Source organism: Kitasatospora sp. MBT66 (assembly GCF_000710405.2).
Taxonomy (GTDB): domain Bacteria; phylum Actinomycetota; class Actinomycetes; order Streptomycetales; family Streptomycetaceae; genus Kitasatospora; species Kitasatospora purpeofusca.
Map to the genome: position 1 here is coordinate 132,239 of NZ_JAIY01000012.1, position 20,215 is coordinate 152,453.

The window sequence follows — 20,215 nt, forward strand, 5'->3', positions numbered from 1 at the left end:
CCCCGCCGCAACTTCCTGCGGGCCACCGGTGCCGCCGGTCTCGGCGCGGCGGCCCTCGCCGCCGGGGCCGGGGAGGCGTTCGCCGCCCCCGGCGGGGACCAGCCCGGCGCGGACCGGTCCGGCGCCGAGGACGAGCGCGGCGTCGCGTCCGACCGCCCGGCCGGCACCCGCCCGCCGGTCCGCACCGGCACCGGCCTGGACCGCCTGCCGCACCCGCTGATCGTCGGTCACCGCGGCGCCCCCGGCTACCGCCCCGAGCACACCCTGGGCTCCTACGACCTGGCGCTGCGCCTCGGCGCCGACGTCATCGAGCCGGACCTCGTGCCCACCAAGGACGGCCAGCTGGTGGTCCGGCACGAGAACAACATCGCGGAGACCACGGACGTCGCCGACCGCGCCGAGTTCGCCGGCCGCCGCGCGACCAGGACCATCGACGGTGTCGTCCAGACCGGCTGGTTCACCGAGGACTTCACCCTCGCCGAGCTGCGCACCCTGCGCGCCAAGGAGCGGCTGCCGCAGCAGCGCCAGCGCAACACGCTGTACGACGGCCGCTGGGCGATCCCGACCTTCCGCGAGGTGGCCGACTTCGCCCGCAAGCGCGGCCGCGAGCTCGGCCGGGACGTCTGGGTGTACCCGGAGACCAAGCACCCCAGCTACTTCCGTTCGATCGGCCTGCCGCTGGAGGAGCGCCTCGCCGACGAGCTGCGCCGCACCGGGCTGGCCGGGCGCAACGGCCGGGCGATCCTGCAGTCCTTCGAGCCGAGCAGCCTGCAGCGGCTCGCCAAGCTGGTCGACAACCCGAAGATCTTCCTGCTCGGCGGCCCGACCACCCAGCCGTACGACTTCGTGCTGTCCGGCGACAAGCGCACCGTGGCCGACCTCGTGAAGCCCGAGAACCTGCGTTGGATCGCGACGTTCGCGCACGGCATCGGCCCGACCACCACCCTGATCGCCCCGGTCGACGCGACCGGCAGGCTGCTGCCGCCGACCACCCTGGTCCGGGACGCGCACGCGGCGAACCTGCTGCTGCACCCGTACACGGTGCGCAACGAGAACGCCTTCCTGCCGCTGGACTACCGCCGGGGCACCGACCCCAACGCGTACGGCGACGCGATCGGCTGGGCGAAGTACCTCTACGAGCTCGGGGTGGACGGCTTCTTCACCGACCAGACCGACAGCAGCGTGCTGGCCCGCCAGGACTTCTGGGACGCCAAGGGCGCGCACTGACGCACGCCCGGGGGTACTGGACCGCCGCGCCCCGGAACGTCCGTCGACGTTCCGGGGCGCGGCGCCGTCCGGGGCGGAGGGCCTCGGCGTCAGCCCTCGCCCTGCTGCTGCTCGGGCTGGCCCTGCTGTCCCTGGCCCTGCTGTCCCTGCGGCGCCTGGTCCTGCTGGGTCGGCTGCGCGGGCTTGCGGGTGGGCTGGCGGCCGGGGGCCTGGGTGCGGCCGCCGGGCCAGTTCGGGGCGACGTCGGTCGGCTGGCCGCCGGGCCAGGTCGTCCACGGTGAGCCGCTGCCCGAGCCCGGGCTCGCCGAGGGGTCGCGCTTCGGCGCGGGGTTGGGGATGTAGACGGTCTCGAACTCCTGCTCCGGCATGCCCCGGACGGCTTCGTTCATGGCCATCTGCCAGATCGGCCCCGGGCCGGTGGCGCCGAAGACCTCGTCGAACCACTTGCCGCCGATCCGGATGTTCTTCATCGGTACGCCGCGGGCCGGTCCGCCCAGCCAGACCGAGGTGGCCAGGTTGGCCGTGTAGCCGCTGAACCAGGCCGACTTCTTCTCGTCGGAGGTACCGGTCTTGCCAGCGATCTGCCGGTCGTCGTTCAGACCGAGGTCACGGGCGGTGCCGCCCTTCTCGGTCACCCCGAGCAGCACGGTGTTGATGATGTCGGCGGTGCTCTCGGACATCACCCGGTCGCACTTGGCCGGAACGACCGGGACGTCCTTGCCGTCCATGGTGGTGATGCTGCTGATCGCGACCGGCGTGCAGTAGGTGCCGCGGTTGGCGAAGGTCGCGTAGACGTTGGCCATCACCAGCGGGCTCACCTCCTGGGTGCCCAGCCCGAGGGCCGGCAGCTCCTCCAGCGGCTTGCCGCTGGCCTTGTTCGCGACGCCCAGCTTGTTGGCCATCTGCTTGACCGCGCAGAGCCCGATCTCCTGCTCCATCTGCACGAAGTAGGTGTTGACCGAGAGCGCCATCGCCTCCTTGAGCTCGTACGGGCCGACCTCGCCCGAGGACTCGTTGGGGATGGTGCCGCCCTTCTTGCCCTTCTCCAGGTTCTTCCAGGTGCCTTCGCAGGTGGTCATCGTCGGCCAGTCCATCTTGTTCGGCGAGGCGTAGGACTGGGTGGACGTCAGCCCGGCCTCCAGTCCGGCGGCGGCCACGATGGGCTTGAAGTTGGAGCCCGGCTGGAAGCCGTTGCCGCCGCCCATCGCCGCGTCGACGTTGTAGTTGACGACGGTCTGGTTCTTGGCCGGGTCGATCCCGTACGGCCGGGTCTGGGTCATCGCCAGGATCTTGCCGGTGCCCGGCTCGACCATGGTCATCGCCGCCGACACCTCGTCGGTGACCTTCACCTTGGTGGTCACGGCCTTGAGCGCGGCCGCCTGCTTCACCGGGTCGAGGGTGGTGTGGATGAACAGGCCGCCCTGGTCCCAGAGTTTCTTGCGCTCGGCGGCGGTCTTGCCGAAGACCGGGTCCTGCTTGATCACGTGCCGGACGTAGTCGCAGAAGAAGCCCATGCCCGCGTCGGCGGTGATGCAGCCGTTCTGCGGCGCCTGGTAGTGCAGGGCCACCGGCCCGGACTTGGCCTCCTTGGCCTGCTCCGGGGTGAGGTGCTTGTTCTCGACCATCTTGTCGATGACGACGTCGCGGCGCTTGCGCGAGGCCTCGGGGTGGGCCTTGGGGTCGAACTGGGAGGGGTTCTGCACCAGTCCGGCCAGGGTGGCGGCCTCCGCGACCGTGAGGTCCTTGCTGTTCTTGCTGAAGTAGCGCTGGGCCGCCGCCTGGATCCCGTACGCCTGCTGGCCGTAGTACGTGATGTTCAGGTAGTTGGTGAGGATCTGGTCCTTGGTCAGCTCCTCCTCCAGCTTGATGGAGTACTTGAGCTCCTGGACCTTGCGGCCGAGGGTCTTGCGCTGGGCCTCCAGCACCGCCACCGGGTCGTCGCCGGCCTTCTCGACGTTCACGTTCTTCACGTACTGCTGGGTGAGCGTGGACGCGCCCTGGACGGCGGTGCCGCTCTCCGCGTTCTTGGTGATGGCCCGCAGGACGCCCTTGAGGTCGACGGCCCCGTGCTCGTAGAAGCGCGCGTCCTCGATGTCCACCTGGGCCTGGCGTATCAGCGTGCCCATCTCCTCGCCGGTGATCACCCGGCGGTCGCGCTCGTAGACCTTGGCTATCTGCTGGCCCTTGGCGTCGTAGATCCAACTGGCCTGGGTCAGCGCCGGTGTCTTCAGGTCGGCGGGGATGCTGTCGAACTCCTCGACACCGCTCTTCATGCCGAGCCCGAGGGCTCCGGCGGCAGGGAGGGCGATGCCCGCGAGCAGGACGCCCGCGAGAGTGCTGTAACCGAGGAACTTCACGCCGTGGCCGAGCAGGCCGAGCGGGGTCTCGCGGCGCCGGGGGCGCGGGACCCAGGTGTCGTGGGGCTCCGAGGAGGGCATGCGGCGGCTTCTCCGTGACATAGTCGGAACACTACGTCCACGAAAACCGCCCGTGGGGCCGGTGTTGGCCAAGCTTTGTCACAAATCGGCGACAGATCACCGGCGTTGGGCGTGGCGCTGGGGACGGCCGACGGTTCCGCCCGCCCCGGGAGCCGGTCGTTCGCCCACGCCCGACGGGACTCGATCAAGAACGGGCGGGTCCGCGCGCCCTGCTCGCCGTCGACCCTCAGCCCTCGCGCTTCTTGCGTCGCAGTCCGAACACCGCGACCGCGATCGCGGCCAGGAACGCCACTCCGAGCACCTTGTCCCCGGTGCCCGCCGGGGCGTCCTTCCCCTCCGCGCGCGACGGCGGGGCGGCCGCGCCGGACGCCGGCGCCGCCGGGTCCGAGGAGCCGGACGCGGCCGACGGGGCCGCAGTGGCGCTGCGCAGCGGTTCGACGGTGTCCGGAAGCTGCGTGTCGTCGAGCGGCGAGCGCCAGACCGGGCTGTCCTTGCCCTCGGTGCCGTAGAGCAGCGCCCGGCCGTCGGAGGTGAAGGTGACCGACTCCCCCTGGCGCTGGAACGGCGTGGACAGCGGTTCGGCGTCGCTCGGCGCGCCGTCCTTCCAGCGGTAGAGGGTGGCCGAGAAGTAGCCGCGCAGCACCAGCCGGGTGCCGTCCGGCGAGAAGGCGCCGTCGGTCGTCCACGGCGCGTCGGCGATCCTCCGGAAGGTGTTCACGCCCGTCGGGGAAAGCTTCTCCGGGCCCTGGTAGAGCCCGCCGCCGCCCTGCTTCTTGCTGGCGATGTAGGCGCGGCCCGTCACCGGGTGGACCATGAGCGCCTCGGCGTCGCGCGGGCCGTCCTCGTAGCGGACCTTGTAGCGGGTCACGTCCACCGTCTGGTCGTGCAGCTCGGCGGGTTCGGCGAAGGCGTAGATCCAGACCTCGGGCCACTTGCCGCCGAGGTTGTCGCCGAGGTCGCCGACGTAGAGCCGGCCGTCCGGACCGAGCGAGATCGCCTCGACGTCGCGGGGCTCGACACCCCGCAGCGTGACGGTGGCGACCGTGCGGCCCCGGGAGTCGATCGCGTAGACGTACGGGCCGTCGTCGCTGTCGTTGTGGGTCCAGTAGACGCCGGGGTGCTGCCGGCTGGCGGCGAGGCCGCTGGACTCGGTGATCCTCGGGTCGGCGATGGAGAAGGCCTGGCCGCCCGGGTCGGCCGCGTGCGCGGACGGGGCACCGAGCGCGGCGCCGGCGCCGACGGCGACCGCGGTGGTGGCGGTGGCGCAGGCCGCGGCGAGCAGCACCGCGGGGAGCCTGGTCGTTCGCATCCTCAGCACCGGTCGATCCTCCCACGGCCGCCCTCCCCGGCTCCTTTCCGCCGGGGGGATCATTTCTCGTCACCTTGACGAGATCCCTCCGCCTTCAATATCGTCAGTGCGACGAAAAGGAGTCGCCATGGCCGACATCACCAAGCGCTTCGGACTGCGCCACCTGCGCGCCCGCCCCACCGCCCACATCCGGCACGTCCGCCGCGGCAAGCTCGCCCACGACGGCACCGGGCTCGCCTTCTGGTTCCGCCCGCTCACCGCCGCCCTCTCCGAAGTGCCGGTCGACGACCGCGAACTCGCGATGCTCTTCCACGCCCGCACCTCCGACTTCCAGGACGTCACCGTCCAGGGCACCCTGACCTACCGGATCACCGACCCGGCCACCGCCGCCGCCCGCGTCGACTTCGGCATCGACCCCGACACCGGCGCCTGGCGCTCCGCCCCGCTCGACCAGCTCGCCACCCTGCTCACCGAGACCGCCCAGCAGCACGCGCTCGGCCTGCTCGCCCGCACCCCGCTCGCCACCGCCCTGGCCGACGGCATCGCCGGCGTCCGCGAGCGGATGACCGCCGGCCTCGCCGCCGAACCCCGGCTCGCCGAGACCGGACTCGCCGTCATCTCCGTCCGCGTGGTCGCCCTGCGCCCCGAACCCGAAGTGGAACGCGCCCTGCGCACCCCCGCCCGGGAACTGGTCCAGCAGGAGGCCGACCGGGCCACCTTCGAGCGGCGCGCCGTCGCCGTCGAGCACGAGCGCGGCATCGCCGAGAACGAGCTCGCCAATCAGATCGAACTCGCCCGGCGGCAGGAGCAGCTGATCACCCAGGAGGGCACCAACGCCCAGCGCCAGGCCGAGGACGAGGCCGTCGCCGACCGGATCCGCACCGACGCCGAGGCCCAGCGCCGCACCCGCCTCGCCGCCGCCGAGGCCGCGGCCGCCCGCGACCTGGGCGAGGCCAGGGCCGCCGCGGAGGCCGCCTGGCTCACCGCCCACCAGCAGGCCGACCCGGCGGTGCTGCGGGCGCTCGCCCTGATGCGGCTGGCCGAGCACCTGCCGCGGATCGACAGCCTCACCCTCACGCCGGACGTGCTGACCGGGCTGCTCGCCAAGCTCGGTGCGGCGGGTTCGCCGGGGGATTCGCTCCCCGTCGGCACCGACGGGGGCGGACGGTGACGCTCGCGCCCCGGGCCGTCCTGGTCCACCGCCGCAGCGAGTACCAGGAACTGGTGGCCCACCACGGCACACCCGGCCAGGCCGCCTACTTCCTGCGCAGCCGGGGCCGCTCGGTCGAGGAGATCGAGCGGCGCCACGTCCGGCAGGAGGAGGCACTCGCCCGGGCGGCCGGCGCCGTGCCGCTCGACTGGCGCCGCACCCGGGTCGAGCGCGCCGACCTGCCCCGGTTCCTCTTCGAACCGGAGGACGTCGTCGTCGTGGTCGGCCAGGACGGTCTGGTCGCCAACGTCGCCAAGTACCTCGGCGGCCAGCCCGTGATCGGCGTGGACACCGAACCCGGCCGCAACCCCGGGGTCCTGGTCCGCCACCGCGCCGACGACCTGCCCCGCCTCCTCCCGGCCGCCGTCGGCCCCGGCGCCGACCGGCGGACCGAGGAGCGGACCATGGTCGAGGCCGTCGCCGACGACACCCAGCGGCTGCTCGCGCTCAACGAGGTCTACGTCGGCCAGCCCGGCCACCAGACCTCCCGGTACCGGCTGGCGGTCGAGCAGCACCCCGGCGCGCCGGACGGCGAGGAGGCGCAGGCCTCGTCCGGGGTGCTGGTCGGCACCGGCACCGGCGGCACCGGCTGGTGCCGCTCCGTCTGGCAGGACCGCGGCGCCCCGCTCGCCCTGCCCGCGCCCGCCGCGCCGTCGCTCGCCTGGTTCGTCCGCGAGGCCTGGCCCTCCCCCGCCACCGGAACCACCAGGGTGCACGGCCTGCTCGACGGCGAGCAGCGGCTCGTCCTGACCGTCGAGTCGGACCGGCTGGTGGCGTTCGGGGACGGCGTCGAGAACGACGCGCTGGACCTCGTCCGCGGCCAGACCGTCCGGGTGGGCGTCGCCGCCACCCGGCTGCGGCTGCTCGGCTGAGCCGCCGCCCTACCGGGCCTGCGCCAACTGCTCCTCGTGCCGGACCACCACGACCGGACAGAACGCGTGCTGGACCATCGCCTGGCTGGTCGAGCCCAGCAGCATGCCCGTGAAGCCGCCCCGGCCCCGGGCGCCGACCACCAGCAGCTGCGCCGCCCGGCTCGCGTCGATCAGCGCCGGCCGGGCATGGGCCTCGATCAGTTCCGAGCGCAGCTCCACGTCCGGGTACTTGTCCCGGTGACCGGCCAGTGCCTCGGCGAGCGCCCGCTCCTCCTGGCCCGGCAGGCTCGCGCTGGGATGCGCCACGTGCAGCGCCGTCAACGGCGCCCGGCGGGCGGAGGCCTCCGCGAAGGCGAAGCCCAGCGCCTCCGCGCCCACCCCCGCACCGTCCACCGCCACCAGCACCGGCCCGTCCGGCTCCGGCCGGCCCCGGACGATCAGCACCGGGCAGGCGGCGTGCGCGGCCAGGTGCACGGCCACCGAACCGATCAGCAGCGCCCCGAACCGGCCCAGCCCCCGGCTGCCGACCACCACCAGGCAGGCCTCCCGCGACCGGTGGGCCAGCACGGTCAGCGGCTCGCCGGTGACCAGCTCGGCGCCGACCTCCAGCCGGGGGTCCAGGGCCCGGGCGCGGGCCCGCGCGTCCTCCAGCACCCGCTCCGCCTGGTGCCGCAGCCCGCCCTCCGGCGGTCCGTCCTTGGCCGGGCCGAGCGGCACGTGCATCAGCGGCCAGATGAAGGCGTGCACGATCCGCAGGCCGCGGCCGCGCAGCCGCGCCTCCCGGACCGCGACGTCCACGGCGGCGAGGCTCGCCTCCGAACCGTCCACCCCCACCAGCACCGGGTCACTCATCGCCCGCCTCCTGCTCCTCCTCGGGGGTGCGCTCGTACGGCACCACGGCCACCGGACACGGCACGTGGTGCAGCACCGCGTGCGCGACCGAGCCCAGGTGCGCGCCCAGCGGCGAGCGACGGACCCGCCGACCGACCACCACCAGCCCGGCGCCCGCCGCCGCCCGCTCCGCGAGCACCTTGGCGGGCCGCGCGTTCAGGACCTCCTCGACCACTGTCACCCCTGGGTGCTCCGCCCGCCACGGCTGGACCACCCGCGCCAGCTCGACCTCGGCGAACGTCTGCATCTCGCCGGACACGTCGACGCTCGCCGCGATGCCCGCGTACTGGTACGCCACCGGCAGGGTCCAGGCGTACACGGCGCGCAGCGGCAGCCCGCGCCGCTCCGCCGCCGCGAAGGCGTGGCCGAGCACCGCGGCGGCGCCCTGGTAGGGGTCGACGCCGACCACGACCTCGCCGCCTTCCTCCCGCCCCTCACCCTCCCTGACCAGGACCACCGGGCACTCCACCTTGGCGAGCACCCGACGACTCACCGACCCCACCAGGAACCCCGCCACCGCCCCCAGCCCCCGCGACCCGAGCACCAGGGTCTCCGCCCCGGGCTCCTCCGCCGTCTCCTCCACCAGCGCCCGCACCGGATCCTGCGGCACCTGAACGGCCTGAACTGCGAGCTCCGGCCACCGCTCCCGCACCCGCAACTCCGCCTCGCGCAGCGTCACCTCCGCCTGCCGGTGCGCCAGATCCACCGCCCCCAGCACCGACAACGGCGTCACCACACTCGGCCACGCCAGCACCACCTTCAGCCCCGCCCCGCGCCCCACCGCCTCCTCCGCGGCCCAGTCCAGCGCCGCCAGACTCTCGGGAGACCCATCCACCCCGACCACGACAAATCCGCTCACAACCGCCTCCGCCCAACCCAACCCGGACGAACCCACGCCCGCCCGCACCCCCAACCCTCCCCACCCCGCGACAAGTCCACCCAGAGTCCAAGGTCCCCGCTACTGGACCGGTGGTCCCCGGCCTGGCCGGACCCGACCGGCCGTCAGCACTTCGGCAGAAGCTGGTCGGCCTCATCGCATCGTGGAGAACTCACTCCACGACCGCACGCCCGCAGCACAGGAGAAGATTTCGGACAGCCTGGAGAAGAACGCCGCATCTCCATTTCCAACCCAAAAGTACCGTTTCCCCGGATCCTCCGATCCGGCGATCATAAAAATTCCCTCCGAAAGTTCCTGATCGACCGACAGCGGGACCATGGAGACGCCCTCCGGGAGTCCCTCGTCAAGATGTATCCCGCCATCGTAAGTAATTTCGAGAAACTCTTCGGCCCGATCCAGAGCAGGGCTCGACGGCCAATCCTGCCAGCCGAACACCGGCATGCCGGAGAAGAAATTCTCCATACCGTCGGAAAAGGACAGGAACTCCCGATAGTCAGCCTCGATCGGCTGCCCCATCCACCCTTCCAACTCAGCCAGCTGCCAATCCGAAGCAGCCGCCCGGAGTCCCGGCGGGGCCGCCGACCCGGAACCCGGATCGGAGCGGTGGTCCGCCTCCCGAGCCGCTACGAGAACCTCGATCCACGCTGGCACCACAGCCCTCACCTCTCGCACCGATCAGCCCAGTGGAGTCCCTGCGACCGGCTGCCACACCGGCTCCAGAACGGGCCACCCGGGCGGGACCTCCCGCCCGGAGAGTACTCCGGCAAGAAAGCGGGAGAATCCACCACCGTAGATCCCAATACGGCCCAGCTGCCTGAAGACCACCAGCACATCCCACTCCTCCCCGGCCCGCGGCACCAGGAAGCAGTCGTCCCCGTCCCAATTCGAGTGTCCCCAGGGGATCACCGCCTCCGGATCGAACGGCAGGGATCCGACGTCCGTCAAACAACCCGGCAGTACCATTTCCAGCTTGCGGCGAGCCCGCTTCACGAAACCGATGAGCGGGTCGATCCCGTCCGGATGCGGCACATTCAGATGCCGCATCACCAGACCGTCCCCGTAGAGTCGGACGAACTCCTTGAAATCCCCCGGGAGCTCGACACCGGCCCAGTTCTCAATCTCTGCCCAGGATTCGGGTCGGGGCGTCCCGACCCACGGCTCCGCCCGGATCAGATCCCGGAAAACGACCTCCGGAAGCTCACTCATCCCAACCTCGTCCGTCCCTGCCGAGCGGATCGGCCCATTCCCCAAGATTCAGTCGATCGACTTTCATACCACTCGTCCGTCCGGACGGACTCACGGGAGGGTGAGGATGCGGGGGCCGGTGGGGGTGATGGCGACGGTGTGTTCGACGTGGGCGGCGCGGGTGCCGTCGGTGGTGCGGAGGGTCCAGCCGTCGGGGTCGGTGGTGTGGGTGTCGGTGCCGCCGGCGATGAGCATCGGTTCGATGGCGAGGACCAGGCCCGGCTTCAGGGGGAAGCCGCGGCCGGGGCGGCCCTCGTTGGGGAGGTGGGGGTCCTCGTGCATGCGGCGGCCGATGCCGTGGCCGCCGTAGCCGTCGAGGAGGCCGTAACCGGCGGCACGGGAGACGGTGCCGATGGCGTGGGCGATGTCGCCGGTGCGGTTGCCGACGACGGCGGCGGCGATGCCGGCCTCCAGGGCGCGGCGGGCGGTGTCGATCAGCCGCCGGTCCTCGGGGCGGGGCGGGCCGACGGTGAAGCTGACGGCGGCGTCGCCGGCCCAGCCGTCGAGGATGGCGCCGCAGTCGATGCTCACGAGGTCGCCGTCGCGCAGCCGGTAGCTGGTGGGGATCCCGTGCACGACGGCGTCGTTGACGGAGGCGCAGATGACGGCCGGGAAGGGCACCGGGGCGAAGGCCGGCCGGTAGCCGAGGAAGGGGGAGGTCGCCCCCGCCTTCCGCAGGACCTCCCGGGCCACCTCGTCCAGTTCCCGCAGGCTCACGCCTACCCCGGCGGCGCGCTCGACCTCCGCCAGCGCGGTGGCGACCACTCGCCCCGACTCCCGCATCGCGGCCAGCGCCGCCTCCGACTTGAACTCCACCATGGGACCCCTCCGGGCACAGCTCCAATTCTTATACCGGTATTTGTATCACGGTCGAGTGGGTCGGGCGGGTGGCCTACCATCGGGGGCATGGTGAGGACTCCGCTGACCCCCGGGGAACGCGAGCGCGGCGAGCGCTTCGGTGTACTGCTGCGCGAGGCGCGCGGCGGGCGCAGCATGGTCGAGGTGGCGGCGGCGGCCGGGGTGTCGGCCGAGACGCTGCGCAAGATCGAGACCGGACGGGCGCCGACCCCGTCGTTCTTCACCGTCGCGGCGCTGGCCTACACGCTGGGACTGTCACTGGACGAGCTGGCCGCCTCGGCCGCGCTTCCGGTGATGGACGGGAGCGAGGCCGAGGCGCTGTCCGCCTGAGGCGGCCGAGTTTCGCGGTCAGGCGCTGACGCCACCGTCGAGGACGAGGTCGGCGCCGACGGTGAACGCCGACTCCTCGGAGGCGAGGTGCAGGACGGCGGCCGCGACCTCCTCCACGGCGCCGGCCCGGCCGACCGGGACGTCGCCCTTCATCCGGTCCGCCTTGTCGGCGGCGTTCTCGCCGGGGCGGGAGGACATGGTGGTGTCGACCGGGCCCGGGCTGACCATGTTGATCCGCACGCCGTCGGCGATGTGGTCGCGGGCGGCGCTGCGGGTCAGGGTGGCCACGGCGGCCTTGGAGACGGCGTAGGCGCCGAGGTTCTCCAGGCGGACGTGGGTGCCCAGGTTCGAGGAGATGTTGACGATCGCCCCGCCGCCGTTGGCGCGCTGGTGGGCGATCTGGTGCTTCATCGCGTACCAGGTGCCGTTGAGGTTGATGTCGATGACGCGCCGCCACTCCTCCTCCGCCACATCGGCGATCGGGGCTATGCCGCCGAGCACGCCGGCGTTGTTGACGGCGATGTCCAGGCCCCCCAGGTGTTCCACCGTCTCCCGGACCAGGCGGGCGGCGTCCGCCGAGTCGGAGACCGAGCCGACCAGGGCCACCGCAGTGCCGCCGTCCTGCTCGATCAGGGCGACGGTCTCGGCCAGGGAGCTCGCGGTGCGGCCGGCGACGGCGACGCGGGCGCCCTCCCGGGCGAAGGCGAGGGCCACGGCTCGGCCGATACCGCTGCCGCCACCGGTGACCAGGACGGACTTGCCGGTGAAGCGGGTGGTGCTGCGGGACATGGGAGTACTCCTAAGCGAAGGGCTGCACGGGTCGGTCTAAATTGACCGTTCGGTTCAGAATCAAGACAGAAAAAGGCACACGAGAGGGAAAGGGGCGGGAGGGGAGAGCGGGTCGATCAGTCCAGCAGGGCGAGGGCCTGGTCGGCGGCGTCGCGCAGCCGGGCCGAGCCCTCCCCGGCCTTGCCGATCACCCGCATGCCCTGGAACAGCACCAGCAGCATCCGGGCCAGCGCCTGCGGGTCGCGCCCCTCGGGCAGCTCGCCCTGGGCACGGGCGCGGACCAGGGCCGTGGCGAGCACCGTCTCCAGGTGGAGCAGGTTGGACTCCACCCGGCGGGCGGCGCCCTCGTCGTGCGGGGCGAGTTCGACCGCCGTATTGGTGACGAAACAGCCCCGGTGGGGGCCGCCCTCACCGTCCGCGGCGGACTCGGCGGCGAACCGGCGGACCAGCGCCCGGACGGCCGGCAGGACCGGGCCCGGCTGCGACAGCTCGGCCAGCAGCACCGGTTGCTGTTGCTGGCCGTACCGCTCCAGCGCCCGCAGGTACAGCTCGCGCTTGCTGCCGAAGGTGGCGTAGATGCTGGCCCGGGCGATCCCGAGGTGCTCGACCAGCTCGGCCATCGAGGTGGCCTCGTAGCCGCGCCGCCAGAACAGCTCCAGGGCCGACTGGAGCGCCGCGTCGGGGTCGAATTCCTTGGTCCGTGCCATAGCTGAAAGGTAGTCGATTCCAGATCGATCGGTCAAGAAAGAAAAGGGGAGGGCAGCCGACCCGCCCTGGAAGGGACGGGCCGACCCCGGACCTCAGGCCTCAGCCCTCAGCCCTCGGCGAGGTGGCGCTCCACGGTGGCGACCTTGCTGGTCAGTCCGTCGGTCACCCCGGCCCGGTCGTCGATCTTGATGACGGTGCTGACCCGGCTGCTGTAGGCCTTCACCGCCTCGATCGCCTCCCGGATCACCGGCATCACCTCGTCCCACTCGCCCTCGATGCTGGTGAACATCGCGTCCGTGCGGTTCGGCAGCCCGCTCGCGCGGACCACCCGGACGGCGGCGGCGACCGCCTCCCCCACGTCCTCGCCGACCCCCAGCGGGGTGACCGAAAAGGCAGCGATCACGGCTCCGTCTCCTCCCACGAGTCCCGGACGACCCCGGGGCCCGGACGACCCCGAGGTCCGGGCCGGACCCCGGCCGCCGCCGGGCGGCCAGCCTAACGAGCCGGCCGGACCGACCCGCTCAGACCACGGTCGGCAGCGGCGGGTCGACCGCCAGCGGGGCGGTACTCCGGGCGCGGTGCTGGGCCGCCCAGGTGGTGAGCGCCACCGTGCAGGCGTGGTCCAGGTGGCGCAGCCCGGACCAGTCGAGCTCGACCGGGCGGTCCGCCGGGAGGCGTTCGAGGGTGTCGAGCAGCCGGGGCAGCCGCAGGAAGGTGGCGTTGCCGCTCAGCCGGACCCTCAGCGGGGCCTCCTCCGCGCCGGGCGCGGCGGGCCGCTCCTCGACGCCGATCTGCAGGTGGGAGGTCTGCCAGGCCGACATGGCGACGGCCAGGCCGATACCGATCAGCACACCCTCGAACAGGTCGGTGGCGATGATCGAGGCGGCGGTCACGGCCAGCACCGCCGCCTCCCCCCGGTGCTCGCGGCAGAGCGCGGCGATCCGCCGGACCGGGACGAGCTTGGCCCCGGCGTGCACCAGGACGGCGGCCAGCGCGGTCAGCGGGACCAGGCCGAGCGCGCCCGGCAGCAGGGCCGTGAAGAGCAGCAGCCAGCCGCCGTGCAGGACGCGCGAGGCCTTGGTGCGGGCGCCGGACTGGACGTTGGTCGCGCTGCGGACGATCACCGCCGTCATCGGGAGCGCGCCGAGCAGGCCGCAGAGGGCGTTGCCGATGCCCTGGGCGGTGAGTTCGCGGTCGTAGTCGGTGCGCGGGCCGTGGTGCATCCGGTCGACGGCGGCCGCGCTGAACAGCGTCTCGGCGGAGGCGATCAGGGTGAACGCGAGGACGGTGCCGGCTCCGGCCGTGGTGGCCAGGGCGCCGAGCGCGGCCCGGTCGGGCAGTTGGACGACGTCCAGCAGTCCGGCCACCTCGACCCGGGCGACCGGCAGGTCGAACAGGGCGGTGACGGCGGCGGCCAGGCCGACCGCGGCCAGCGGACCGGGCACGGCGCGAGCGAGCCGGGGCGGCAGGTACTTCCAGGCGACCAGCACCAGCAGGGTGGCGGCCCCGAGTGCCAGGGCGCCGCGGTCGGCGGCGCCGGTGAAGGCGTCGCGCAGCAGCGCGGGCAGGCCGGCGATCTTCTCCGGCCCGGTGCCGGGGGCCCGGCGGTCGGCGAGCGCGTAGAGCTGGCCGAACACCAGGGTGAGGCCGATGCCGGCCAGCATGCCGTGCACCACGGACGCCGACATGGCGCGGAACCAGCGGCCCAACCTCAGCGCTCCCATGGCGAGTTGGAGCAGTCCGGTGAGCAGCACCAGGACGCCGAGGGCGCCCGCGCCGTACTCCTGGACGGCTTCGTACACGAGCACCGTCAGACCTGCGGCCGGGCCGCTGACCTGGAGGCTGCTGCCGGGCAGCGCGCCGACCAGCAGGCCGCCGACGATGCCGGTGACCAGGCCGAGTTCGGCGGGCACCCCCGACGCGACGGCGACGCCGACGCAGAGCGGGAGGGCGACCAGGAAGACGACCAGGGAGGCGGGGAGGTCGTACCGCCAGGGCACGGCGCGCAGCGCGGCCACCGGACCTCGCCGGGAGCCGGAGCGGGAGCGCGGGGCGGCGGACCGGGAGCGCGGGGCGGCGGGCGGGCTCTTCCGCCGTCGGGGCAGACCGTTCACCGGCGCACCGCCCGCGAGACGGGGAGGGCGGCGGCGAGGGCGGCGACGAGAACGAGGGCGACGGGGTCGGCGAGAGCGGCGGGGACTGCGGCGGGACGGGTGGGCAGGGCACATCGTCGAGGCATGGGGAGCTTCCTTCCGCGCACCCGGCGGGGCGGCGCGTCGCGGGCGACGCATCGGCTGCGGGTGCGTTGCTGCGGTGTGCTGCTGGTGGCGGCGATGGCGCGATGACGCGGCGGTGCGGCGGTGGCGCGGTGCTGTGGCGACGGCGGGGCCCACGGTGGCGGCGGTGCTGCCACCGTGGGCGGACCTGCCGTCGGCGGCGGTACTGCCGGTGGCGGCCGGGACGCGCGGACCGGGACGGCCGGCGCGGCGAGTCGTGCTGGACGGGATCCAGGACGGACCCCTCGACGGGATCGGCGACCGGAACTCCCCCGCTCCGCCCCGGATCCCCGAGACCCCCTTGCCGCGCCCCCTTGTTGAACATGGCAACCATGACGGGCCCGGCGTGGGACCGACGGTACCCAGCGCCCCGGAGCCGGCCAACCTCGCACACCATTCCTCCACGTAAACAGCACGCCACCGACGCATCCAGGGCGAAATCCGAGCTCATGGCAGGTACGCACGTTCGCCCGTCGAGCAGATGACCCGCCGAACCGCCCCCTGCCGAACGTTCCACATTCTGTTGAAAGCCCCCTTGACGCCCCGACGACCCCCGTCCTACTTTTATTCCACATACAGAAACCGTTCTTCCGTATGGTGGAATTCTGGAGATGAGCCCTCCGACCCACTGCGGGCCGACGCAGGAGAGACCCGATGCCCCGAATGACAGCCGCCCGCGCGGCCGTGGAGATCCTCAAGCTCGAAGGCGTCGACGTCGCCTTCGGCGTGCCGGGCGCGGCCATCAACCCCTTCTACGCCGCCCTCAAGGCCTCCGGCGGCATCCGGCACACGCTGGCCCGCCACGTCGAGGGCGCCTCGCACATGGCCGAGGGCTACACCCGCGCCGCCGCGGGCAACATCGGCGTCTGCATCGGCACCTCCGGGCCGGCCGGCACCGACATGATCACCGGGCTCTACTCGGCCATCGCCGACTCGATCCCGATCCTGTGCATCACCGGCCAGGCCCCGGTCGCGCGCCTCCACAAGGAGGACTTCCAGGCGGTCGACATCGCCTCGATCGCCAAGCCGGTCACCAAGGCCGCCACCACCGTGCTGGAGGCCGCGCAGGTCCCCGGCGTGTTCCAGCAGGCCTTCCACCTGATGCGCTCGGGCCGCCCCGGCCCGGTGCTGGTCGACCTGCCGATCGACGTCCAGCTCACCGAGATCGACTTCGACCCGGAGGCCTACCAGCCGCTGCCGGTCTACAAGCCCGCCGCCAACCGGATCCAGATCGAGAAGGCGATCGCGCTGCTCCAGCGGTCCGAGCGGCCGCTGATCGTGGCGGGCGGCGGCGTGATCAACGCCGACGCCGCCGGACTGCTGCTGGAGTTCGCCGAGCTGACCGGCGTCCCGGTGGTGCCGACCCTGATGGGCTGGGGCATCGTCCCGGACGACCACCCGCTGAACGCCGGCATGGTCGGCCTGCAGACCTCGCACCGCTACGGCAACGAGAACTTCCTCGCCTCCGACTTCGTGCTCGGCATCGGCAACCGCTGGGCCAACCGCCACACCGGCGGCCTGGACGTCTACACCGAGGGCCGGACCTTCGTCCACGTCGACATCGAGCCCACCCAGATCGGCAAGATCTTCGCCCCCACGCTCGGCATCGCCTCCGACGCCCGCGCCGCGCTGGAGCTCTTCGTCGAGGTCGCCCGGGAGCTGAAGGCCGCCGGCACGCTGGTGGACCGCAGCGAGTGGGCCGCGTCCACCCAGGAGCGCCGGGCGCAGCTCCAGCGCCGCACCCACTTCGACAACGTGCCGCTCAAGCCGCAGCGCGTCTACGAGGAGATGAACAAGGCCTTCGGCCCGGAGACCCGCTACGTCACCACCATCGGCCTCTCCCAGATCGCCGGCGCGCAGCTGCTGCACGTCTACAAGCCGCGGCACTGGATCAACTGCGGCCAGGCCGGCCCGCTCGGCTGGACCATCCCGGCCGCGCTCGGCGTCGCGACCGCCGACCCCGAGGGCCAGGTCGTGGCGCTCTCCGGCGACTACGACTTCCAGTTCATGATCGAGGAGCTGGCGGTCGGGGCGCAGCACCGGATCCCGTACGTCCACGTGCTGGTCAACAACTCCTACCTGGGGCTGATCCGGCAGGCGCAGCGGAACTTCGACATCGACTTCCAGGTCAAGCTGGAGTTCGAGAACATCAACGCGCCGGAGCTGGGCGTCTACGGCGTGGACCACGTCCGGGTCGCCGAGGGCCTGGGCTGCAAGGCCATTCGCGTCACCGAACCGGAGGGGCTGCTGCCGGCCTTCGAGGAGGCCAAGAAGCTGGCCGCCGAGTTCCGGGTGCCGGTCGTGGTCGAGGCGATCCTGGAGCGGGTCACCAACATCTCGATGGGCGCGGCCGACATCGACAAGGTGATGGAGTGGGAGGAGGTCGCCACCCTCCCGGAGCACGCCCCGACGGCGATCCGCCCGCTGTCGATCTGACCCTCCCAGCGGCCCCGAGGGGGTCGGGCGCCGCGCGGCCGAACGGCCGTCCGGTGTTCGGCCCCAGGGTCGTGCGGGTACGTACCGGGGAACGTCCGGGCGTGAATCCACGCGCGGACCGGCTGCCCCCGGGAGTGCCCACCGTGTCCTTCTCGATGACCCGCGCCGCGTGCGAGCGCTTCCTGGCCGGCGTGCACGTCGGCGTCCTGTCCGTCGCCGGGGCGGAGCCCGGCGCGGCACCGCTCTCGGTGCCGATCTGGTACTCCTACCGGCCCGGCGGCCTGGTCACCGTGCTGACCGGGCGGGAGTCGGCCAAGGCCCGCCGGATCCGGGCGGCCCGGCGGTTCACGCTCTGCGCGCAGCAGGAGGAGACGCCCTGCCGGTACGTGAGCGTGAGCGGTCCGGTGGTGGCGATCGAGGACGGGATAGACCCGGCCGAACGCGCCGCACTGGCCCACCGCTACCTGCCGCCCGCCGGCGCCGAGGCGTACCTGGTGGCCACCGCCGAGCAGCTGACGGCCGACGTCACCGTCCGGATGCGCCCGGAGCGGTGGCTGAGCGCGGACTTCTCCGCGATCGCCGAGCAGCTCCGGAGCACCTCGCCCGCGGCCGGGGAGAAGGTCAGCCCTCCGCCTTCTGCCCCCGCTGGACCCGCTTGACCCGCTCCGCCTGGAGGTCGGCGAACTGCTTCAGCGTCTTGTGGTCGCGCTCGTCCTCGTCCAGCTCGATCAGGGAGACGACGGCGCCGATCCGCATCACCATCGTCCCGGCGAGGGTCTTGGTCGCGGCCTCGCCGGAGTCGCCACCGTTGTCGACGTCCTTCTCGAAGGCCTGCGACTGTTCGGCGGCGGTCTTCACGTCGATCTTGCGCGCGGCGCCCTCGTCCTCGATGAACGAGGCCACCAGCGCCTCGAAGACCGGACCGGCGTTCTCCGCCTTGTCGAAGGTCAGCAGGGTGAGCCGGATGTCGTTGGCGGTGCTGGAGACCGACTTGTACCGGACATTGCCGCCCAGCTGAAGACCGAGGCAGTCGGCCTTCAGCTTCTTGCGGCAGGTGGCCGACGCGTCGGCCTGCGTGACGGCCTGCGGCGGCTTCGCCCCGGAGGAGCGCTTCCAGCCGGAGGGGAGCGAGGTCTCGCTGGGCAGCGCGTCGCGCACCTGGTCCGGCTCCGACAGCACCACCTTGGCCTGGAACGCCGACCCGGCGCCGCCGCCGTCGGACCCGCACGCGGCCGCGCCCAGCGTGAGCGCGGCGACCGCGCCCACCAGCGCGAAATTCCGCCCGTACCGCTTGAATCCGTCCACCGTGGTGCCCCCGTTTCGTTCTTCACCTGAAGATCAACAGCGGACATCAAACCACATGATCATCGGATATTTCCGGCTTTCTGTCCGGCACATGCCACATCTCCGGGCCGGAGCCCTGGACTCACCCACCGACCGACAGCGACAAATCCTGTGCGACCTGTCGGAACCTGTCGCCGATCCCGGAACACCTGCCCGCCGATGCTGGTTGAGCAGGCGGGACCGGCTACCGTTCCCGACGGGTCCGCCCGACACCGACCGATCGCCCTCCGAAGGGGACCAACCGTGAGCCTGTACGACATCCCGCTGCGCACGCTGACCGGCGAGGCCGCCTCGCTCGCCGACTACAAGGGCAAGGCGCTGCTGATCGTCAACGTCGCCTCCAAGTGCGGCCTGACCCCGCAGTACGCGGGCCTGGAGCGGCTCCAGGAGCGCTTCGCCGGGCGCGGCTTCACCGTGCTCGGCTTCCCGTCCAACCAGTTCGCCGGGCAGGAGCCGGGCAGCGCCGACGAGATCCAGACCTTCTGCTCGACCACCTACGGCGTGACCTTCCCGCTGTTCGAGAAGACCGACGTGAACGGCGACGACCGGCACCCGCTGTACGCGCGGCTGACCGAGACCGCCGACGCCGAGGGCCAGGCCGGGGACGTCTCCTGGAACTTCGAGAAGTTCCTGGTGTCGCCGGACGGCACCGTGGTCGCCCGGATCCGGCCGCGCACCGAGCCGGAGTCGGACGAGGTCGTCGCCGCGATCGAGGCCGTGCTGCCGACCGCCTGAGACGCGGCATCCGCACGGAGGGCCCGGGGCATCCGCCCCGGGCCCTCCGGCGTTCCGGTCAGGCGCAGTGGTAGGGGAACGAGACCGCGGCGGTGCGGGAGCCGGGTGCGAGGATCTCCAGGGTCGCGGTGGCCGCGAGCGAGCCACGGCCCTCGAAGCTCCACCGCAGCACCAGTTCGGTGCGGTGGGCGCCGGAGCCGATGTCCTGGTTGATCTCGCCCGAGGTGGTGCCGTCGCTGCGCAGCCAGCGGTAACGGAGGGTGCCGGAGCCGCCGTTGGTCTCCACCTCGGCCTTGATCACCGCCACCGAGTCGCAGCCGGGGCCCGCCGGGTCGGTGGTCACACCGACGCCGGTGACCGCGAGGGCGGGCGTGGAGAAGCGCCAGAACAGCAGCGCCAGGACGGCCAGCAGCAGCACCAGTGGGAGCAGCCAGCGCCACACCCGGCGGCGGCGCGGCGGCTCGGCGCCCGGTACGGCCGCGCCGTGCCAGACGGCGGCGGCCAGCGGCGGCACGCCGGGACCGAAGCGCCGCAACTCACCCGGGGCGAGCGGGCGTTCGTCCCCGTTGTCGGCGACGGCGGGTGCGGCCGGTGCGGGCGGTGGTCCGGGCGGGGGCGTGGCGCCGGTCGGGACGGCGGCGGAGGAGGC

Annotated in this window: 21 protein-coding genes; 7 read left to right on the plus strand and 14 right to left on the minus strand. The window is 72.8% G+C overall.

The features are described from left to right. Window positions 1-15 precede the first annotated feature (15 nt). Window positions 16-1,227 carry a glycerophosphodiester phosphodiesterase gene (locus tag BI06_RS32955; protein ID WP_043474639.1) on the plus strand — a complete coding sequence of 404 codons (1,212 nt, stop codon included), beginning with the start codon at window positions 16-18 and terminating at the stop codon, window positions 1,225-1,227. Between the two features lie 89 nt (window positions 1,228-1,316). Here the strand turns inward: BI06_RS32955 and BI06_RS32960 are convergent, their stop codons facing one another. Together BI06_RS32960 and BI06_RS52615 are read right to left on the minus strand one after the other, a co-directional pair. Then, window positions 1,317-3,665, minus strand: coding sequence for a transglycosylase domain-containing protein (locus BI06_RS32960; RefSeq protein WP_051742468.1), 2,349 nt, complete (start codon window positions 3,663-3,665; stop codon window positions 1,317-1,319). A gap of 226 nt (window positions 3,666-3,891) precedes the next feature. Continuing rightward, the gene (locus BI06_RS52615) at window positions 3,892-4,974 is read right to left on the minus strand and encodes a hypothetical protein (protein WP_051742470.1); all 1,083 of its coding nucleotides are present in this window, start codon (window positions 4,972-4,974) and stop codon (window positions 3,892-3,894) included. A gap of 127 nt (window positions 4,975-5,101) precedes the next feature. On the opposite strand from BI06_RS52615, the gene BI06_RS32970 reads away from it, so the two are divergent. Both BI06_RS32970 and BI06_RS32975 read left to right on the plus strand, forming a co-directional pair. After that, complete coding sequence (locus BI06_RS32970) at window positions 5,102-6,145, plus strand: SPFH domain-containing protein (RefSeq protein ID WP_043474462.1); 1,044 nt, start codon at window positions 5,102-5,104, stop codon at window positions 6,143-6,145. Next, window positions 6,142-7,056: an NAD(+)/NADH kinase gene (locus BI06_RS32975; protein ID WP_043474464.1), complete on the plus strand. Its 915-nt coding sequence runs from the start codon at window positions 6,142-6,144 to the stop codon at window positions 7,054-7,056. Before BI06_RS32970 ends, BI06_RS32975 begins: the two co-directional genes overlap by 4 nt. A gap of 9 nt (window positions 7,057-7,065) precedes the next feature. Here the strand turns inward: BI06_RS32975 and BI06_RS32980 are convergent, their stop codons facing one another. From BI06_RS32980 to map, 5 genes are all read right to left on the minus strand, one after another. Further along, the gene (locus BI06_RS32980; protein WP_043474466.1) at window positions 7,066-7,908 is read right to left on the minus strand and encodes a universal stress protein; all 843 of its coding nucleotides are present in this window, start codon (window positions 7,906-7,908) and stop codon (window positions 7,066-7,068) included. Further along, window positions 7,901-8,806 carry a universal stress protein gene (locus tag BI06_RS32985; protein WP_051742472.1) on the minus strand — a complete coding sequence of 302 codons (906 nt, stop codon included), beginning with the start codon at window positions 8,804-8,806 and terminating at the stop codon, window positions 7,901-7,903. Before BI06_RS32985 ends, BI06_RS32980 begins: the two co-directional genes overlap by 8 nt. 171 nt (window positions 8,807-8,977) lie before the next feature. Further along, window positions 8,978-9,361, minus strand: a complete 384-nt coding sequence (locus BI06_RS32990; protein ID WP_051742475.1) for a hypothetical protein — start codon at window positions 9,359-9,361, stop codon at window positions 8,978-8,980. A 159-nt stretch (window positions 9,362-9,520) separates the two neighbouring features. Continuing rightward, window positions 9,521-10,051: an SMI1/KNR4 family protein gene (locus BI06_RS32995; RefSeq protein WP_051742476.1), complete on the minus strand. Its 531-nt coding sequence runs from the start codon at window positions 10,049-10,051 to the stop codon at window positions 9,521-9,523. Window positions 10,052-10,141: 90 nt separating this feature from the next. Then, complete coding sequence (gene map, locus BI06_RS33000) at window positions 10,142-10,909, minus strand: type I methionyl aminopeptidase (RefSeq protein WP_043474468.1); 768 nt, start codon at window positions 10,907-10,909, stop codon at window positions 10,142-10,144. Between the two features lie 87 nt (window positions 10,910-10,996). On the opposite strand from map, the gene BI06_RS33005 reads away from it, so the two are divergent. Then, window positions 10,997-11,278 carry a helix-turn-helix domain-containing protein gene (locus BI06_RS33005; RefSeq protein WP_043474471.1) on the plus strand — a complete coding sequence of 94 codons (282 nt, stop codon included), beginning with the start codon at window positions 10,997-10,999 and terminating at the stop codon, window positions 11,276-11,278. 18 nt (window positions 11,279-11,296) lie between these two features. On the opposite strand, the gene BI06_RS33010 is transcribed toward BI06_RS33005, so the two are convergent. The 5 genes from BI06_RS33010 to BI06_RS54850 all read right to left on the minus strand — a co-directional run bounded on the left by BI06_RS33010 (window position 11,297) and on the right by BI06_RS54850 (window position 15,014). Next, entirely contained in the window at window positions 11,297-12,067 is a 771-nt protein-coding gene (locus BI06_RS33010) for an SDR family NAD(P)-dependent oxidoreductase (protein WP_043474474.1), read from the minus strand. Window positions 12,068-12,183: 116 nt separating this feature from the next. After that, on the minus strand, window positions 12,184-12,774 hold the full coding sequence (locus BI06_RS33015) for a TetR/AcrR family transcriptional regulator (RefSeq protein WP_043474477.1): 591 nt from the start codon (window positions 12,772-12,774) through the stop codon (window positions 12,184-12,186). Between the two features lie 107 nt (window positions 12,775-12,881). Then, window positions 12,882-13,178: an MTH1187 family thiamine-binding protein gene (locus tag BI06_RS33020; protein WP_043474479.1), complete on the minus strand. Its 297-nt coding sequence runs from the start codon at window positions 13,176-13,178 to the stop codon at window positions 12,882-12,884. A 118-nt stretch (window positions 13,179-13,296) separates the two neighbouring features. After that, on the minus strand, window positions 13,297-14,793 hold the full coding sequence (locus BI06_RS33025; RefSeq protein ID WP_043474482.1) for a SulP family inorganic anion transporter: 1,497 nt from the start codon (window positions 14,791-14,793) through the stop codon (window positions 13,297-13,299). Window positions 14,794-14,885: 92 nt separating this feature from the next. Beyond that, window positions 14,886-15,014, minus strand: a complete 129-nt coding sequence (locus BI06_RS54850) for a hypothetical protein (protein WP_255360287.1) — start codon at window positions 15,012-15,014, stop codon at window positions 14,886-14,888. Window positions 15,015-15,705: 691 nt separating this feature from the next. On the opposite strand from BI06_RS54850, the gene gcl reads away from it, so the two are divergent. Both gcl and BI06_RS33035 read left to right on the plus strand, forming a co-directional pair. Further along, the gene (gcl, locus tag BI06_RS33030; protein ID WP_063795072.1) at window positions 15,706-17,487 is read left to right on the plus strand and encodes a glyoxylate carboligase; all 1,782 of its coding nucleotides are present in this window, start codon (window positions 15,706-15,708) and stop codon (window positions 17,485-17,487) included. 101 nt (window positions 17,488-17,588) lie between these two features. Beyond that, the gene (locus tag BI06_RS33035) at window positions 17,589-18,146 is read left to right on the plus strand and encodes a pyridoxamine 5'-phosphate oxidase family protein (protein WP_233290390.1); all 558 of its coding nucleotides are present in this window, start codon (window positions 17,589-17,591) and stop codon (window positions 18,144-18,146) included. On the opposite strand, the gene BI06_RS33040 is transcribed toward BI06_RS33035, so the two are convergent. Beyond that, window positions 18,109-18,792 (minus strand): hypothetical protein, encoded by a 684-nt coding sequence (locus BI06_RS33040; RefSeq protein WP_043474487.1) that lies wholly within the window; start codon window positions 18,790-18,792, stop codon window positions 18,109-18,111. The genes BI06_RS33035 and BI06_RS33040 overlap by 38 nt on opposite strands. A 282-nt stretch (window positions 18,793-19,074) precedes the next feature. Here BI06_RS33040 and BI06_RS33045 point away from each other — a divergent pair, with 282 nt between their 5' ends. Next, window positions 19,075-19,566 carry a glutathione peroxidase gene (locus BI06_RS33045; protein WP_030394731.1) on the plus strand — a complete coding sequence of 164 codons (492 nt, stop codon included), beginning with the start codon at window positions 19,075-19,077 and terminating at the stop codon, window positions 19,564-19,566. Between the two features lie 58 nt (window positions 19,567-19,624). Here the strand turns inward: BI06_RS33045 and BI06_RS33050 are convergent. Continuing rightward, a partial coding sequence (locus BI06_RS33050; protein WP_063795074.1) for a hypothetical protein occupies window positions 19,625-20,215 on the minus strand: 591 nt, incomplete at its 5' end.